Origin of the sequence: Nonomuraea sp. NPDC049625 (genome assembly GCF_040675285.1) — a bacterium.
GTDB lineage: Bacteria > Actinomycetota > Actinomycetes > Streptosporangiales > Streptosporangiaceae > Nonomuraea > Nonomuraea angiospora_A.
Genome location: NZ_JBFAOQ010000019.1, coordinates 61,897 through 77,494 on the forward strand (window position 1 = coordinate 61,897; position 15,598 = coordinate 77,494).

Sequence of the window (15,598 nt, forward strand, 5' to 3'; positions counted from 1 at the left end):
AGAGAAGGGCTCATCATGCGTGCGGTGGTCTTGAGGCGGTACGGCGGACCGGAGGCGCTGGTCGTGGAGGAGGTGCCGGACCCGGTGGCCGGTCCCGGGCAGGTGCTCGTGGACGTGTCGGTGGCGGGCATCACGTTCGTGGAGACGCAGGTACGCGCCAACCGAGGGCCGCGGCAGGCCGAGCTGCCCGCGATCCTGGGCAACGGCGTCGCGGGGACGGTGGCCGCGACCGGCGAAGGCGTCGACCCGGCGCTGACCGGCACGCCGGTGGTCAGCACGCTCGGCGGTCACGGCGGATACGCGGAGCTCGCGGTGGCGAGCGCCGGCGACCTGATCCCGATCCCCGGCGGCCTGTCGCCCGAGTTCGCGGTGGCGCTGCTCGCGGACGGGCGCACCGCCGTGGGCCTCGCGCGGGCGGCCGTCCCCAAGCCCGGGGAGTGGGTGCTGGTCGAGGCGGCCGGCGGCGGTGTGGGGAGCCTGCTGGTGCAGCTCGCCACGGCCGCGGGGGCGCGCGTGGTGGGCGCGGCGAGCAGCGCCGCCAAGCGCGACCTGGCGGCGAGCCTGGGTGCGGAGCTGACGGTCGACTACACCGACCCCGGCTGGACCCACCTGGTACGGGACGCGACGGGCGGCCTCGACCTGGTCTTCGACGGGGTCGGCGGCGAGGTCGGCGCGGCGGCGCAGGGGCTGCTGAAGGACGGCGGCAGGTTGAGCGTGTACGGCATGGCGGGCGGTCCGATGACCACGCCGGATCCGCGCGTCACTGCGGTCGCCTGGCCGCAGGCGGACCTGCGCGAGCTGGCCAGGGAGGCCCTGACGCTGGCCGCCGCCGGACGCCTGCGCCCGACCGTCGGCGCCACCTACCCCCTGGAGTCTGCCGCCGAGGCGCACGCCGCCATCGAGGCCCGCGCGGTGACCGGCAAGAGCCTGCTCATGATCCAGCCCGTTTAGGCGCCGAACCGCGCCCACGACACGACGAGCGCGGCAGGCACCAGCGCGACCACCCCCAGCGCGGTCACCACCTTCCATCGCCGCGCCACCCCCGGCTCCGTCACGAACGCCGCCACGGCCCCCGCCCCGGCGAAGACCGCCCCGGCCGTGACCGCGTGCGCGAGCGAGGACGTCCACGACGGCAGCGCCTCGCCGACGAGCCTGAACACCACCAGCACCCCGCCCGCCACCAGCGCCACCCGCCGCCCCGGCCGTACGTCCACCCGCTCCAGCACGAGCGCGAACCCGGCGATCAGGGCCAGCGTGATCACCACCACGACGCCGACGGCGGGTGCCAGGCATCCCCAGTCCTCGCAGCCGATGCCCGCCCAGGCCAGGCGCACGCTGGCCCACCACAGCACCCCCAGAGCGGCGCACACCGCGGCCGCCCGCCCCATTCGCCCCCGCATAACCCAATAGTCCCATCGCGACAGGCGGTCGTCAGGTGAGGCGATCGGCCCGCCGCTCGTCCGCGTCGGCCTCGGCGGCGCGGCCGAGCGCGCGCAGGGCGACGGCCCGGTTGGTGTACAGGTCGGGCTCGGGCTGCAGCTCGATGGCCCGGCTCAGGTCCTCGACCGCCCCCTCCAGGTCCCCGGCGGCGTACCGCAGCACCCCCCGGTTCCCCCAGGCGGCGGCGAGCCCGGGCGCGCGCTCCACCGCGCGGTCCAGCGCCTCCCCCGCCGCCGCCAGCCGCCCCGCCGCCGTCTCCAGCTGCCCCAGCACCGTGAGCAGGTGGGGGTTGCCGGGCTCCAGGACCAGCCCGGCCACGACGTCGGCCAGGGCCTCCTCATCGCGGCCCGCCGCGGCCAGCAGCCCGGCCCGGTTGATGTACGCGTCCAGGTAGGACGGGTCCAGCTCGATCACCCGTCCCAGGTCGGCCAGCGCCTCCTCGGTGTCACCCCGCACGGTGTGCAGCTCCGCCCGGTTGTAGTACGCCTCGGGCAGCGGCGGCCCGGCCCGCATGGCCCGTTCGAAGTCGGCCAGCGCCTCCTCGTGCCGCCCGAGCTTGAACAGCAGGTTCCCCCGCTCCAGGTAGTAGTCGGGAAAGGCCGGGTCCAGCGCGATCGCGGCGGCGTAGTCCTCCATCGCCTCCTTGACGTGACCGAGCGCGGCCAGCAGCTGGGCCCGGTTGGCCAGCAGCACCATGCGGTGCAGCGGATGCCGCTCCCGCAGCTCGCGCGCCAGCTCGACGGCCGACTCGACCAGCGACAGCGCCGCGCCCGGCCGGCCGTGCCGCAGCTCGATCAGCGCCAGGCCGTTGAGGTCGAAGCCCAGCTTGAACGCCCGGTCCAAGGGCTCCGGCAGCAGGGTGGAGATGGCGATGGCCTCGTTGATCCAGCGCCGGGCCCGGCCCAGGTCACGGCGTGCGGGGTCGGGGTGGCGGGCGTCGAGCATGGCGGTGCCGTACGCGCTGGCGGCGTGCATCGCCGGATCCTGGCTGGCCGCGCGAACCCCGTCCCAGATCGCCTGGGCGTCGTCGGTGCGGCCGAGGCCGCCCAGCGCGGTCGCGGTGCGCTGCGCGAAGCGCCACCAGTGCTCGCCGCCCGGCTCGGTGCGCGCCATGCCGCGCTCCCCCAGCTCGACGGCGGCGTGCAGGAATCCGTCGCGCATGCACCGGTCCACCAGGGCCCAGAGCTCGTCCGCGCTCCGGGTGTCGGGCGGCGGGTCGGGGCCGCCGGAGTACAGCATGATCGTGAGGAGGTCCGGCGGGATCCGCCGCATCATGACGTCCAGCAGTTCGGTGTCCGTCGGGTCGGCCTCGGCGCCGTTGCACACGGCGATCGCCCGCCCGGGGCGTACGGCGTCCCTGATGAACTCCGCGAGCCCGTTGGCCAGCCGCAGCGTACGGCGGGGCGCGGGCACGAGGATGCGCTCGTCCTCAGGCAGCCCGGCGTCGATCGTGGCCCGCCGGAGCGGCACGAGGGGGGCCAGTTCGGGCGCGGCGGCACGGATCTCGATGTCGTGCGCCGCCACCAGGTCCCCGTCCCGTTCCAGAGCCTGCGGCACCAGGTGACGCAGCAGGGCGGCGGCGACAGTGTAGGGGCCGCGCGGCCGGCGATGTCCGTCGATCAACGGTGTCAGCAGCCGTACGGCCCCCCATTGAGCGGGTGCTTCGCCCTCAACTCTGAGATGGGACCTTGCCTCGGTCACCCCTTGTGAAGGACGCTGGAGGTCCCTGCCAGCCTCGCGGTTCCAGGCTTGCGGACAATGATGCGCTTCATGACATACCTCTCCCACTGGGGCTATTTTCCCATTATTAGTGCACCCCGCCGAATATCAAGATTTATGGTGAATAAGTGGAAGGTTACACCGCAAAAAAGCGGTTGCCTTTTGATTGACACCAGTAAGCTATTGGGACCGAAACCAACGTGGGAGGGCTTTCGTCCGGGCCTGCTCGGCTTCCTCCATCAGATCGCACAGGCACCGGCCGAGCAGGGTGACCGACCGGCAGCACCCCGGCCCCGGCAGATTCCTCGCCCGGACGATGACCGTGGCCCGCTCGATCAGCCGCTCCAGGCTGGGCTCCCCGCCGCCCTTGAGCGAGCGCGTGTGCCAGGGGCACGTCTCAGCGTTCACACAGGCTCCTCTGTCGAGATACGGCGTCTGGCTGCCGCCGAGCGGCAGCGGATCCGCACGTTTGATCCTCAGGTCGGCCAGCGTCCTGGCCGCCCGTGCGGCGACGATGAGGAGGGCGTGGTTGGCGCGGGTGCGCTCTTTTCCCAGCGCGGCGGTTCTCGCGGGAAGCGCGAGCAGCATCGCGCCGGCCATCAACCCCCCGCCGACGACCATGCCCCAGCCGATCGGCTCGTGGAACCAGATCACCGAGATCGCGGCCACCCAGAGCGGCTGCGACGACATGAGGATCGCGCTCGGCACGGCCGTGACGTGCGCCTGGCCGTACGAGCGGGCCAGGAACCCCAGCGCGCACGACACCACGGCCAGGTGCCCCAGGATCAGCCAGTCGGACCCTCCCGACGGCAGCACGACCCCGTCGCGGACGGCGACGACCCCGGTGAGCAGCCCGATGGTGAACAGCTGGATCACCGTCAGCGCGTACGCGTGGAAGGTCTCACCCCGCTTGGACAACTGCGCCAGCAGCAGCGTGTGGCCGGAGTAGAGGGCGGCGGCGGACAGCGTGACCCCGAGCGCCAGCACCGAGACCTCGTGGTCCTCCATCCCCCTCAGCAGCGTGAACACGGTCATCCCGGCCAGAGCGAGCACCACCCCCGCCCAGATCCGGCGCGGCACTTTCACCTTGAACAGGACGAGCGCCAGGATCGGCGTGATCACCACGCTGCAGCCGACGGCGAACCCCGACAGCGAGGACGGCAGGCCGTGCAGCGCGACGGCCTGACCGGCCTGACCGATCCCGAACATGACCCCGAGAACGACCCCGTAGATCCAGGTCCTGCGCGGCAGCCCCCGAAAGCAGTTCGGCCTGATGACGAGGAGGGTGAGCGCGGCGATCAGGTAGCGCTCGGCGAGCAGATCCTCCACCGGTAACCGGTGGATGAGATCTTTCATCAGCGGGAACGCCGACCCCCAAGCGGCGCTGACGAACAACAGAAGCACGGCTCCCAGGAGGGGTCGGGGAGCGGGCACGACTGCCATGGCAAAAGCATCTCACTACTATTCGCAGCCACTGATGTACAGGGAGCAGCCGGTGAGGTTCCTCTACACCTCGGTGTTAAGAGCCTCACCCGCGGGTTTGTACATCCATACCGCGGACGCCAGAACCGGCGTCGTCGCGTACTGCGGGTGACGGAAGGAATGTCGGCGGTGAAGTCACGCCGGGAGCCCGGGGAAGATCACCGGGGAGGGGAGGAAGCGGCCCCAGGAGGGGTTGGGTGGGGCCGTACGCCGGGAGCCTCAGAGCTCGATGACCGCCGGAGGGGCCAGGCGTTTTTCGAGGTAGACGACAGTGTGGTCGCCGACCCGCTGTCTGGAGAGCTCGCGCCACCCCTCTCGCTCGTAGAGCGCCAGGGCGGCCTCCTGGTTGAGCGTGGTGTCGCCTCTGACGCGTTCGAAGCCGAGCTCCACCGCGCGCCGTTCGAGTGCGAGCAGCATGGCCGCACCGTAACCGCGCCGCTGGAACTCCGGGTGCACTCTCAGCCGGCACATCTCGGCCGTGGCCGTGTCGACGGGTTTCAGCCCGCCCATCGCGACGACCCGCTTGTCCACCTCGCCGACCAGGAAGTCACCGCCACAGCCCAGGTAGATCTCCTGGATGCGCGGGAAGTCGTCGTCGTAGTAGACGCCGTCGCCCGGCACCAGTCCCACCTCGGCGAGGGAGATCCGGTGGAGTGCGAGGATGGTGTCGAGATCTGACCACCTATAGCGCCGGATCTCCACGTTCATGCACCGCCGCCTTTCGTCGGGACCCTCGGCCGGCGCAGTTCGGCCCTGTACTCCTCGAGTTTCGAGTTGTTCGCGTCACGGGCCATGATCGCCTGTTCGAGCGCCAGGGCGGGACGCATGATGAAATCGGTCATGTACTCGTCGCCGAGCATCCGCAGCGCCCTGGTGCCGATGTCCAGCGCGGAGTCGAACTCCCCGTCGATCATGCGGCACTGGGCCTGGTCGAGCCTGATCAGCGTCTGGTCGAGGATGTGATCCTCGTACTTCTCCAGCGCCTGGTCGAGCACCACCTCGGCCTCCAGGGTCTGGCCGAGCTTGGTGAGCACGTCGCCCTGGTAGAAGTAGAGCTGCTTCTCGGTGTAGCCGAAGGCCATGTCCGCCTGGTGCTCGGGCCGCATGTGGGAGAAGGCGTTCCTGGCCCTGGCCAGCGCGCGTTTCGCCTGGTCGACGATCTCCTTCTTGTTCTCGGCGCCCGAGAGCATGGCCAGCGCCCGCGCCTCGACGACCGGTGCCATGGCCTGCGCGGGACAGGGCATGGTGCCGGCCAGGTCTCGGCTCTTCTTCGCCAGGTTGAGCGCCTCCCGGGCGTCCCCGAAGTAGAGCGGGACGAGCGACTCGCGGGCGGTGATCCACGCGCGCAGTGCGCGGTCGCCCGTCTCGTCGGCCGCGGTGCGTCCGGTCCTGAAGAAGGAGCGGGCCAGCCGGTGGTCACCGAGATTGATCATGATCATGCCGCTCAGCCCCGCCAGCTGGGCCGCCATCCGCAGAAGGCGGTCGTGCAGGTCGATGGGCTGACGGTGGGTCAGCGCCGCGCGTACGGCGCTCATCTCGAGCATCACGTCGCACAGCAGGCGCAGCGGGGCCGTCGTCGTGTACTGGCGGCCGAAGCTCTGCGTGGCCTCTTCCCACTGGTCGAGCATCGCCGCCGACACCGTGGCCGCGACGAGCGTCTCGTCCATCCGGCGCCTGATGCCCTCGCACGCGCCGAGCACCGGCCCGTCGAGCTCGGTGGCGGCGCTGGTCCCGGGGTTGAGCAGGTTGAGCATGGTGCGCCGGAGGATGTTCTCGTCGGCCTCTGTCTCGGGCTCCGGGGGCGACCCGGTCTCGCGCTCCGCCTGCGCTAACGGCCGCTCGGTACTGTCTCCCAGCAGCACGCCCGGCGTGCGGTGCCCGTGGCCGCAGATGCACGGCCCGTCGAAACCGAGCTCCAGCGGCTCCACCCGATAGACCGTGCACAGGTAGTGCATGTATTCGGGTCCTGGGCGCTTGAGCCCGCTCTCGTAGGCCGACAGCAGGGTCTCTCCGATGCCGGGCATCGCCTTGTTGTCACGCTCGAACAGGGCTCTGATCTGCTCGATGACATCCGCCAGCGCGATGCCGTAGGAAAGACGGTGGGATTTGACGCGGCTGGTGCCGAATTGCGGAGTGCACTGCTCATGGATCTCGTCAGCTATCTGGGCCGAAGTGCGCCCGGCGGCCAGGCCCTTGGCTCTGATCCGCCTGGCGATCTCCGTTTCCCTGTGCTGCCTGCCGGACATCCCGGCCCCTCTCGCGCGTGTCTCGACCGGTCCATATCTGGTGACTCAGCGTAGCGTCCATGTAGCTGTGCGCCTACCCAAGAGTGTGAACCAATGTCGCCAGCTTGAAAACGCCCGGCATCAAGCCTACGGATAAGGATCGTCCTCCGAGGGACTGTTTCTTACATCCCATGAGGGAGAAGCAACTCCCCGTGACCGGGGAAGCGGCATTGCGCCCGCCCTTGACATGAGCCATGTTTGGCCCACCAGCCGATTCCCAAAAGGAGGGGACGAAAGGTGGGGGACGACAACTTCGAGCATCTGAAGCGTCTCGTATCCGAACTCGACGCTCACGGGTTGCTCGCGCGAGTGGTCCAGACCCAGGGCGGGCGCATGTTCGCACGGGTCATCAACCCGAACGCGACCAGCCTGTCGGAGAACGTCACCTGTCGGTCGACGAGCGCATCCGATGTACCGGACTGGTGGTACTGCTGGTCCTGGGGTGAACGGATGCACAAGGCCGACGACCCGGCTGGAGCGGCCACGAAGGTCGCACGCGTACTGGCCGCCGTGGGCGAGTGACAAAGCGGTGACCCGGGTGGAGCGCAGCCACCACGGCTCACCGCACCCACGGCGGCGTCAACGGAGCCGGCGGGGTGGCCGGTGCGGAGGGACTCCCGTATGCCGGAGCCCTTGGTCGCCCCGCCGGTTCCGGCCCAGGCACGGTCTCGCATGCCGTGCCTGTCCACAGCCACCCGCCCGGTCCTCCCGGGCGGGTGTTCGGGGGATCCCTCCCGGAACCGGCACGGGACACGCTTCCGGGTGCGCGTCCCGCTCCGAGCCGTCCGTCATCGGAGCGTCCGCTCTCTCCCTCCGCGGCCCAGAGAGCAGGCGTCCCCGTCTTCCCCGGCGTGATGTGACGGCGGGCGGTCCGGTCGGCGGTATTTTGGATCGAATCGGTCCAAAGCAGCCGACCGAACCGCTTCCGGAGGGGGATCTACCCAGTGTTACTGCTGGTGACAGCGTCGCAACCACCCGCTTCTCAGTTGGACTTCGAGAAGTTGACCCAGCAAATGGCTGGGAGCTGCGAGAACGACCCGGCGGGCATTTGCTCTACCCTTGTCGGGATGTTCCAGAATGCGACCTGGGCGCCCTTGGTGGCTAGTCTGATCACAATCGTCCTGATCCTCGTGCTCGCGATCGTGCTTCGCAAAGTCGCGCACCGGGTCATCACGAGAGTGGTCAACCGCGCGGCCACGGGTGGTTCGATAACCAGCAGGTTCCGCAAGAACGCGGTGCCCGACAGCATCGACGCGCTGCTGCACGAGCGCCGCAAGCAGCGCGCCGAGACCATGGGCTCGGTGCTCAAGCACGTCGCCTCGATCGTCATCCTCGGCACCGCGGTGCTGACCGTGCTCGATCGGCTGACGATCCCGATCGCACCCCTGCTCACCAGCGTCGGCATCCTCGGCGTGGCCATCGGCTTCGGCGCCCAGGAGCTGGTCAAGGACTTCATCGCGGGCATGTTCATGCTGCTCGAAGACCAGTACGGCGTGGGCGACGTGATCGACGCGGGCGCGGCGGTCGGCACGGTCGAAGCGGTGACCCTGCGCGTCACCAGGCTGCGCGACGTCGACGGCCGCGTCTGGTACGTCCGCAACGGCACCATCACCCGGGTCGGCAACGAGTCGCAGGGCTGGTCGCGGGCCTTCATGGACGTCCCGGTGGCCTACGACGCGGACATCATGAGCGTCCGGGTGCTCCTGGAGCACGTGGCCGAGGAGATCTGGGCCGACGGCGAGTTCCGCGAGACCAAGATCGTGGAGCAGCCGCAGGTGTACGGCGTCGAGCAGATGTCCGACAGCTCGCTGGTGTTCCGCATCAGCGCCAAGACCCTGCCCTCGGCGCAGGCCGAGGTGTCCAGGGAGCTCAGGTACCGGGTCAAGTCCGCACTCGACTCCGCCGGCATCCCCATGGTCGCCACCGCATAGGCTGAGAACGTGAGTGAGACCTCCTTCTACGACGCCGTCGGGGGCGACGAGACCTTCCGGCGCCTCGTGCACCGTTTCTACGAGGGCGTCGCGGAAGACCCGTTGCTGCGGCCGCTCTACCCGGAGTCCGATTTCGAGGGCGCCGAAGAGCGGCTGCGGGGCTTCCTGATCCAGTACTGGGGCGGGCCCAACACCTACAGCCAGCAGCGCGGCCACCCGAGGCTGCGCATGCGGCACATGCCGTTCGTGATCGGCGAGCCGGAACGGGACGCCTGGCTGCGGCACATGCGTGACGCGGTCGACTCGCTCGACCTGCCGGAAGAGCTGGGGACCAGGCTCTGGGACTATCTGGTCTACGCGGCCCACAGCCTGGTGAACTCCCCGACATAGCGGGCATGACACGCCACATGGATATCCCCTGGTGGCGTGATGCCATCGTCTACGAGATCTACGTTCGCAGCTTCGCCGACGCCTCGGGAGACGGCGTCGGCGATCTGGCCGGGGTGCGCGAGCGCCTGCCGTATCTTCGGCGGCTGGGAGTCGACGCCATCTGGCTGACGCCTTTCTACCCCTCCCCCATGGCCGACGGCGGCTATGACGTGGCGGACTACCGGGGTGTCGATCCGTTGTTCGGCACGCTGGCCGACTTCGAGTCGCTGGTCGCGCAGGCACACGAGCACGGGCTGCGGGTGCTGGTCGACATCGTGCCCAACCACAGCTCATCCGAGCATCCCTGGTTCCAGGCGGCGCTGCGGGGCGAGCGGCGCGACCGTTACATCTTCCGCGACACCACCAACAACTGGCAGTCCACGTTCGGCGGGCCCGCCTGGACGAAGGTGGCGGACGGGCAGTACTACCTGCACCTGTTCGCTCCCGAGCAGCCCGACTTCGACTGGCGCAATCCCGAGGTGCACGCCGAGTTCCTGGACATCCTGCGGTTCTGGCTGGACCGGGGCGTCGACGGGTTCCGCATCGACGTGGCCATGGGGCTCTACAAGGCCGAGGGGCTGCCCAACGTGGGCGACCAGTCGTTCATGTCGGTCTCGCCGGTGTGGGGGCAGCCGGAGGTGCACGACGTCTACCGCGACTGGCGTCGGCTGCTGAACGGTTATCCGGGCGAGCGGATGGCCGTGGGCGAGGTGTGGACGGACAGCTCCGAGGACCTCGCCCGCTACGTACGCCCGGACGAGCTGCACCAGAGCTTCAACTTCGCCTGGCTGCAGGCGCCGTGGTCGCCGACGGCGTTCAAGAAGGTGATCGACGACACCCTGGCCGCCGTGCCGTTCGCCACGTGGGTGCTGTCCAACCACGACGTCGTACGCCACCGCACCCGCTACGGGACCGCCGACCCCGGCACGGGGCTCGCGCGGGCCAGGGCGGCGCTGCTGACGATGCTGGCCCTGCCCGGGTCCGCCTACCTCTACCAGGGCGAGGAGCTCGGGCTGCCCGAGGTGATCGACCTGCCCGACGAGGCCAGGCAGGACCCCGTCTTCTTCCAGTCGAAGGGCGAACTGCCCGGGCGCGACGGGTGCCGGGTGCCGATCCCGTGGACGGTGGACCCGCCCTCCCACGGCTTCTCTCCCGGCGGGGTGGAACCGTGGCTGCCGCAGCCGGCCACGTTCGCGGAGCTGAGCGTGGAGAAGCAGGAAGGGGACGCCGGCTCGACGCTGGAGTTCTACCGCCGGGCCCTGGCCTGCCGCCGTGACCTGGTCGGATCAATTCCTTATACCTTGGAGTGGCTGGACTCACCCGAGGGTGTGCTTTTCTTCACCCGCGGCCCGCTGACCTGCGCCATCAACTGCGGACTCCGGCCGGTACACCTGCCCGAGCACGACACCGTGCTCCTGTCGAGCGGTCCGCTCAAGGGGGACCTGCTGCCGCCCGACACCGCGGTGTGGCTCCGGCACGAGTCATAGCCGTGTGGCTCCGGCGCTGGCCATAGCCTTAGCGATCCCGCGGGTGTGGCTCCGGCGTCAGTCATGCCTTCGCGAAAGCTCGCCGCGGAAGGGGATGACGGGCAGCGAGAGCAGCGCGCACGCCAGGCCCCCCGCGAACCCCGCCCAGAACCCGGCGTGCTCGATCAGCACGCCGGCGAGCGGCGTGATGACGAGGGAGACGGTGTTCTGGACGGTGTTGTGGGTGGCCAGCACCCTGCCCGCCCAGGCGGGTCCGGCCAGCTCTCCGGCGGCGAGATAGGCGAGCCCGTTGCCGGCCACGGTCATCACCGCGGCGAGGGCGAGCATGACGGGTCCGAACTCGCCGCCGGTGATCGTGCCGACGACCAGCAGCACCAGCACGCCGAGGGTGGCGAGGGTGATGAGCAGCAGGGGCCGCATGCGCAGGCCGGTCCTGTCGGACCAGCGCCCGACCGCGATGCGCACCGCCGCCCCGCCGATCGCCGCCACCCCGAACAACTGCCCGGCCCCCACGCTGTCCCAGCCGTACAGGTGCACCAGGCAGGTCACGCCGTACGTGCTGACCACCATCTGGGGCACCACGTGCAGGGCGCTGGTCGCGTGCACCCGCCACAGCGCGGGCTGCCGGTACGGCGTGCCCGCCGGCGCGCTGCCCGGCGCGGAGATCGTACGCGGCGGCTCGGCCAGGAAGATCGCGGCCAGCACGGCGGCCAGCAGGCTGACGGCGGCGCAGACGGCGAGCACGCCGGGCAGGCCGTGCGCCCGGGCGACCGGCGGAAGAACGAAGGCGCCGATGGCCATGCCGAGGGTGAAGGAGACCTGGCGCACGCCCATCGCGACGCCGCGTTCGGGCGGTTCGAACCAGCGCAGGACGATCCGCCCGCCCCCGACCAGCGCGGCCGAGCCCGCCGCGCCCGCCAGGGCCAGCAGCGCGATCACCGCCCAGGTCCGGTCGACGAACGCGACGGCGGCGAACAGCACGGCCGCCAGGCCCACGCCGGTGCCCAGGACCACGCGTTCGCCGTGCCGGTCGGCCAGCGCGCCCCAGGCGACCAGCGCGAACAGGATGCCGATGGCCGGGGCGTTCGCGATGATCCCCGCGACTGGCAACGAAACTTCGAAATGTCGCTGTATTTCGGGCAGGATCAGGGGCAGTCCGCCCAGGCCTAAGGTGACGCTGGTGTGCGCGTTTACGCCCAGCGCCAGCATCAACCACCGCTTCACGAGAAGCGTTTGAGATAGGCCAGTTCGCTCTCGGTGAGCCTGCGCGGTGCCGCCCGCTCGACGTCGTAGGCCGCGAGGACCGAGGTGGCGGTGACGTACACGTCGCTGTCGTCGAGGATCTCGTACTGAATCGTGAACCGCACCGACCTGATCTCGGTCACCCACGTCTCGACCCGCACCGGCTCGGCACGGAAGCCGAGGGGGCGGCGGTAGTCGATCTCGTGGCGGGTCACCACCAGCCCTTTGAACGGCTCCTCGCCCGCGTTGTACGGATCGATGTGGAACATGCCGAAGCGGGCGTCCTCGAGGTAGTCGAGGAAGCGCACGTTGTTCACGTGATCCTGGGAGTCGATGTCGGCAAATCTCACCGTTCGGAGGTATACGTGCCGCTGGGCTTGGGAGCGTTCAACCACGTCCGCCACCGTACCCGCCCGGGCCTGGTGTCCTTGCGTCAGGTCTGTTTCTCGTGGTCGGAGGTGTCGCACGAGCGGGCTGGTCAAAGGCCGCCCGATGATCGCCCCGGAGGCGGACAGGGGGATCGAGCGCAGGCACGGACGCAGGCACGGACGCAGGCACGGACGCAGGCACGGACGCAGGCACGGACGCAGGCACGGGCACGGGCGCAGGCACGGGCACGGGCGCAGGCACCGGCACGGGCGCAAGTCCATCGGACAAGGGGATCAGGCGCGGGTGCCCGCACCGGGAGCCGCCTCCTGCCGGGGGCGCGCGAACCACGCCCCTGAGTGACGGGGATATACGGGCCACCACCCACCCTGACAGCCCTTGATTACTCAGCGTAACCATCGCCCGGGGCTGCCACCACCGGGCCCACTCAGCGCCCGACCCCCTCAGCACCCGGTTTCACCGCCACCTGACCGTCCATTACCCGTGTCGGGGGGACCGCGGGCGTTCATGGGGTAGCGGTGCTGGTGGTGCCTGGGGACCGCGGGCGTTCATGGGGTGGCGATGCTGGTGGTGCCGGGAGCGGTGGGCGTTCATGGGGTGGCGATGCTGATGCGCCGGAGGCCGTAAGCGCTCCTGGAGCGGGCTCGGGTGATGCCGGTTTGGTTGGGTGGCAGTGGCACGGGGATGGCACACGATGGAACGCCTTTTCCTCAGAGGGCACACGACGTACCGGATGGTGCAGGAGGAGAGGACGCGATGGCGAAGTTCATGGACGTGCACAGCGGGTTCGTGGGAGTCACGGAGGAGCAGTTGCGTGCGGCGCATGAGCGCGACCTGGCGATAGAGGAGTCCGAGGGCGTGCACTTCGAGCGCGCCTGGCTCGACCCCGAGTCGGGCAAGGTGTTCTGCCTGTCGTCGGGGCCGTCCAAGGAGGCGGTGCTGCGCGTACATGAGAAGGCCGGGCATCCCACGACGGAGATCTACGAGTTGCCGGTCGAGGTGGAATAGGCGGATACAACAGTAAGGATGGGCGGCAGCCCGTCGCCCATCCTTACTAAATGATCTCGCGCTGAGTCTGTTGCGCTTTTAGGGGACTGGCCGGCCCTGCATGCCCATGCTCACCCTCGCCGGCCTGCCGCCACGTTCACAGCCCTCAGGGGAACACGGCGTGATTCGCATCGCGATGATCGACGACCACGAGCTCATCCGCCATGGCCTGGAGTACCTCCTTCCCCGCTCCGATGACCTCGAAGTCGTGCTCCAAGGCTCGAGGATCGGTGACTCGCGCGGCTCCGACCTGGACCACGACGTGCTGATCCTCGACCCGTACCTGTCCACCGGCGACCGAGGTCAGGGAGCGGTCGGCGACCACCAGGGTCCTGGCCATCTCGACCTCGGGTCGGCCCGCCGACGTGCTGGCCGCCATCCGCTCGGGCGCCAACGGGTACGTCACCAAGGCCCCCCGCGCTGAACGCCGTGCGTACCGTTGCTTCCGATGGCTTCTACCTCTCCGGCCGGGCTGGCCGACATCCTGTCTGCAGAACGAGCTCGATTCCCCGACCTCCGAGGCGAGCCCGCCGCGTCTGTCGGCGCGAGGGATGGAGCCGCTCGCGTACATCGCCCAAGGGTTCACCCATGCTCGGCGATCGAGGAGGCGTGCCGGGCATCCATGCCTTCCCGCACCCGCCAGGCCGCGTGCCACGGCAGCCACTTGGCCGCCTCGATCTTCACCAGGGAGTCGGCGACCATGCACTCGATGGCCAGATCGTCTGCCCCATGGACTTGCGGATCTTGAGGTGAGCGAGAGGTCCGTCAGCCGTCTCCCCGACCATCACTGTTGCGCGGTGTCAAGAACCTGATTCTAGAATCGGCCAGGTCTATACTCAGCCGCGTGGTGCGTAAGTCCTCGTGGGAGTGGAGTCGTACGGCTCAGACCCGTAAAAACATGCTGCAGGCGGCTCGCGAGGTCTTCGGCGAGCACGGCTTCGCCGAGGCCGGCGTCTCCGAGGTGGTCGCCCGCGCCGGCTCCAGTGTCGGCAGCCTCTACCACCACTTCGGGGGCAAGACCGAGTTGTTCCTGGCCCTGTATGAAGACCACCAGGCAGCGCATGAGGAGGCGTCGGCCGCCAGTGTGGCCAAGGCCAAGAAGGCGGGCGTGGATGATCCCGTCGAGCTGCTGATCGCCGGGGCTCGCGCGTACCTCGCCGGGGCCTGGGACCGGCGCGATCTTGTGCGGCTCTTCATCGATGGGGACGGGCCGCCGGGGTTCGAGCTGATCCGCCGTACGCGGGGGCGGGAGTGGGTACGCCAGAACGCGGTGCTGCTGAGGGCAGGGGATGATCCACTCGATCGGTTCACCGTGGCCGTGCTGACCAGCATCATCGGTGAGGCTGCCCGGGAGGTCGCCACCTCGGACACGGAGGAGGAGGCGCAGGAGGTCATCGAGGCGGCGATGACCCTGATCCGGCGCCTCGACCCCCTCCAGGTCCTCGAAGAGGGGTGACCGGGACCTGGCGGTCGGCGCTCCGATCCGCACCTTTCTCCGACACGAGCCGGGAGCGATCGCGCGGGAAAGCCCTCCGGCTGCCTGCGCAGCCCCACTGGATTTCTCCTCTCCCGCCTCGAACGGCTCCCCGCGAACTCCCAGCATCAAGGGCTGGGTACGCCGTTGCCGTTCCACCCCCGGCCGGCCAGCACCTCCTCCACCGTCGGCCGGACGTCGCCCGGCTCGTGCGGACCCGGCTGGGCCAGTTGGATCAGGACGCCGTGGGCCTCCTTGGGGTGCAGGAAGACCTCGCGCCAGCGGGGATCCGCCTGGTTGAGGCCGTGCAGGCGGTAGCCGCGGGCGGTCAGCAGGGCAACCGCGGCCGTCAGGTCGTCGACGTGGAAGTTCAGGTGGTGGACGCCGCCCCGCCCTCTGGTGAGCTCGAAGAAGCTGTCGAAGAACGTCGATCCGGCCAGGGGCTCCATGAGCTCGATCTTGCTGCCGTTCGCATATGTGAGCTGTAACGTGCGGAAACCGACGACCCGGTTGTCGCCACCGCCGCCCAGGTGCCGGCCGCCGAGCAGGTCGCGGTAGATCGGCAACAGATCCCTGATCCGGGGAGCGGCCACGGCCGTGTGGTCGAAGGTGACTTCGAGGCCGTCGAGTTCAAGGTCCAACACACGACTCCTTACACCGGGCGATCCTAGAATC

General features: G+C 69.8%; 16 protein-coding genes. 7 read left to right on the top strand and 9 right to left on the bottom strand.

The window, feature by feature from the left end; genetic code table 11:
• Positions 1 to 15 precede the first annotated feature (15 nt).
• Positions 16 to 951 (top strand): zinc-binding dehydrogenase, encoded by a 936-nt coding sequence (locus tag AB0J87_RS52390; RefSeq protein ID WP_363980746.1) that lies wholly within the window; start codon positions 16 to 18, stop codon positions 949 to 951.
• Here AB0J87_RS52390 and AB0J87_RS52395 read toward each other — a convergent pair.
• From AB0J87_RS52395 to AB0J87_RS52415, 5 genes are all read right to left on the bottom strand, one after another.
• Entirely contained in the window at positions 948 to 1,400 is a 453-nt protein-coding gene (locus tag AB0J87_RS52395; RefSeq protein ID WP_363980748.1) for a hypothetical protein, read from the bottom strand. The genes AB0J87_RS52390 and AB0J87_RS52395 overlap by 4 nt on opposite strands.
• A 31-nt stretch (positions 1,401 to 1,431) precedes the next feature.
• Positions 1,432 to 3,063, bottom strand: a complete 1,632-nt coding sequence (locus AB0J87_RS52400) for a tetratricopeptide repeat protein (protein WP_363980751.1) — start codon at positions 3,061 to 3,063, stop codon at positions 1,432 to 1,434.
• A gap of 276 nt (positions 3,064 to 3,339) precedes the next feature.
• Complete coding sequence (locus tag AB0J87_RS52405; RefSeq protein ID WP_363980754.1) at positions 3,340 to 4,563, bottom strand: DMT family transporter; 1,224 nt, start codon at positions 4,561 to 4,563, stop codon at positions 3,340 to 3,342.
• 297 nt (positions 4,564 to 4,860) lie between these two features.
• Positions 4,861 to 5,349, bottom strand: a complete 489-nt coding sequence (locus AB0J87_RS52410; RefSeq protein WP_363980757.1) for a GNAT family N-acetyltransferase — start codon at positions 5,347 to 5,349, stop codon at positions 4,861 to 4,863.
• The gene (locus tag AB0J87_RS52415) at positions 5,346 to 6,887 is read right to left on the bottom strand and encodes an XRE family transcriptional regulator (RefSeq protein WP_363980760.1); all 1,542 of its coding nucleotides are present in this window, start codon (positions 6,885 to 6,887) and stop codon (positions 5,346 to 5,348) included. Before AB0J87_RS52415 ends, AB0J87_RS52410 begins: the two co-directional genes overlap by 4 nt.
• Positions 6,888 to 7,163: 276 nt before the next feature.
• Here AB0J87_RS52415 and AB0J87_RS52420 point away from each other — a divergent pair, with 276 nt between their 5' ends.
• From AB0J87_RS52420 to AB0J87_RS52435, 4 genes are all read left to right on the top strand, one after another.
• On the top strand, positions 7,164 to 7,448 hold the full coding sequence (locus AB0J87_RS52420) for a hypothetical protein (protein ID WP_355200171.1): 285 nt from the start codon (positions 7,164 to 7,166) through the stop codon (positions 7,446 to 7,448).
• A gap of 575 nt (positions 7,449 to 8,023) precedes the next feature.
• A complete protein-coding gene (locus AB0J87_RS52425) occupies positions 8,024 to 8,857 on the top strand; it encodes a mechanosensitive ion channel family protein (protein WP_363980764.1) in 834 nt (277 codons plus the stop codon).
• A gap of 9 nt (positions 8,858 to 8,866) precedes the next feature.
• On the top strand, positions 8,867 to 9,247 hold the full coding sequence (locus AB0J87_RS52430; RefSeq protein WP_355200170.1) for a globin: 381 nt from the start codon (positions 8,867 to 8,869) through the stop codon (positions 9,245 to 9,247).
• A 17-nt stretch (positions 9,248 to 9,264) separates the two neighbouring features.
• On the top strand, positions 9,265 to 10,773 hold the full coding sequence (locus AB0J87_RS52435) for a glycoside hydrolase family 13 protein (protein WP_363980767.1): 1,509 nt from the start codon (positions 9,265 to 9,267) through the stop codon (positions 10,771 to 10,773).
• A 57-nt stretch (positions 10,774 to 10,830) separates the two neighbouring features.
• Here AB0J87_RS52435 and AB0J87_RS52440 read toward each other — a convergent pair whose 3' ends face one another.
• Together AB0J87_RS52440 and AB0J87_RS52445 are read right to left on the bottom strand one after the other, a co-directional pair.
• Positions 10,831 to 11,982 carry an MFS transporter gene (locus tag AB0J87_RS52440; RefSeq protein WP_363981074.1) on the bottom strand — a complete coding sequence of 384 codons (1,152 nt, stop codon included), beginning with the start codon at positions 11,980 to 11,982 and terminating at the stop codon, positions 10,831 to 10,833.
• An 11-nt stretch (positions 11,983 to 11,993) separates the two neighbouring features.
• The gene (locus tag AB0J87_RS52445; protein WP_350731589.1) at positions 11,994 to 12,365 is read right to left on the bottom strand and encodes a thioesterase family protein; all 372 of its coding nucleotides are present in this window, start codon (positions 12,363 to 12,365) and stop codon (positions 11,994 to 11,996) included.
• Between the two features lie 793 nt (positions 12,366 to 13,158).
• On the opposite strand from AB0J87_RS52445, the gene AB0J87_RS52450 reads away from it, so the two are divergent.
• Positions 13,159 to 13,410: an SCO4226 family nickel-binding protein gene (locus AB0J87_RS52450; protein WP_350731592.1), complete on the top strand. Its 252-nt coding sequence runs from the start codon at positions 13,159 to 13,161 to the stop codon at positions 13,408 to 13,410.
• 145 nt (positions 13,411 to 13,555) lie between these two features.
• Here the strand turns inward: AB0J87_RS52450 and AB0J87_RS52455 are convergent, their stop codons facing one another.
• Positions 13,556 to 13,855, bottom strand: coding sequence for a hypothetical protein (locus tag AB0J87_RS52455; RefSeq protein ID WP_363980771.1), 300 nt, complete (start codon positions 13,853 to 13,855; stop codon positions 13,556 to 13,558).
• A 438-nt stretch (positions 13,856 to 14,293) separates the two neighbouring features.
• Here AB0J87_RS52455 and AB0J87_RS52460 point away from each other — a divergent pair, with 438 nt between their 5' ends.
• Positions 14,294 to 14,905 carry a TetR/AcrR family transcriptional regulator gene (locus tag AB0J87_RS52460; RefSeq protein WP_363980774.1) on the top strand — a complete coding sequence of 204 codons (612 nt, stop codon included), beginning with the start codon at positions 14,294 to 14,296 and terminating at the stop codon, positions 14,903 to 14,905.
• A 146-nt stretch (positions 14,906 to 15,051) separates the two neighbouring features.
• Here AB0J87_RS52460 and AB0J87_RS52465 read toward each other — a convergent pair whose 3' ends face one another.
• Positions 15,052 to 15,564, bottom strand: coding sequence for a VOC family protein (locus AB0J87_RS52465; protein ID WP_363980777.1), 513 nt, complete (start codon positions 15,562 to 15,564; stop codon positions 15,052 to 15,054).
• Between the last annotated feature and the right edge of the window lie 34 nt (positions 15,565 to 15,598).

Bases quoted from the DNA above. Each gene is read 5' to 3' on its own strand.
- AB0J87_RS52415 (WP_363980760.1), bottom strand. From the start codon at position 6,887: ATGTCCGGCAGGCAGCACAGGGAAACGGAGATCGCCAGGCGGATCAGA.
- AB0J87_RS52440 (WP_363981074.1), bottom strand. From the start codon at position 11,982: ATGCTGGCGCTGGGCGTAAACGCGCACACCAGCGTCACCTTAGGCCTG.
- AB0J87_RS52435 (WP_363980767.1), top strand. From the start codon at position 9,265: ATGGATATCCCCTGGTGGCGTGATGCCATCGTCTACGAGATCTACGTT.
- AB0J87_RS52395 (WP_363980748.1), bottom strand. From the start codon at position 1,400: ATGCGGGGGCGAATGGGGCGGGCGGCCGCGGTGTGCGCCGCTCTGGGG.
- AB0J87_RS52390 (WP_363980746.1), top strand. From the start codon at position 16: ATGCGTGCGGTGGTCTTGAGGCGGTACGGCGGACCGGAGGCGCTGGTC.
- AB0J87_RS52410 (WP_363980757.1), bottom strand. From the start codon at position 5,349: ATGAACGTGGAGATCCGGCGCTATAGGTGGTCAGATCTCGACACCATC.
- AB0J87_RS52450 (WP_350731592.1), top strand. From the start codon at position 13,159: ATGGCGAAGTTCATGGACGTGCACAGCGGGTTCGTGGGAGTCACGGAG.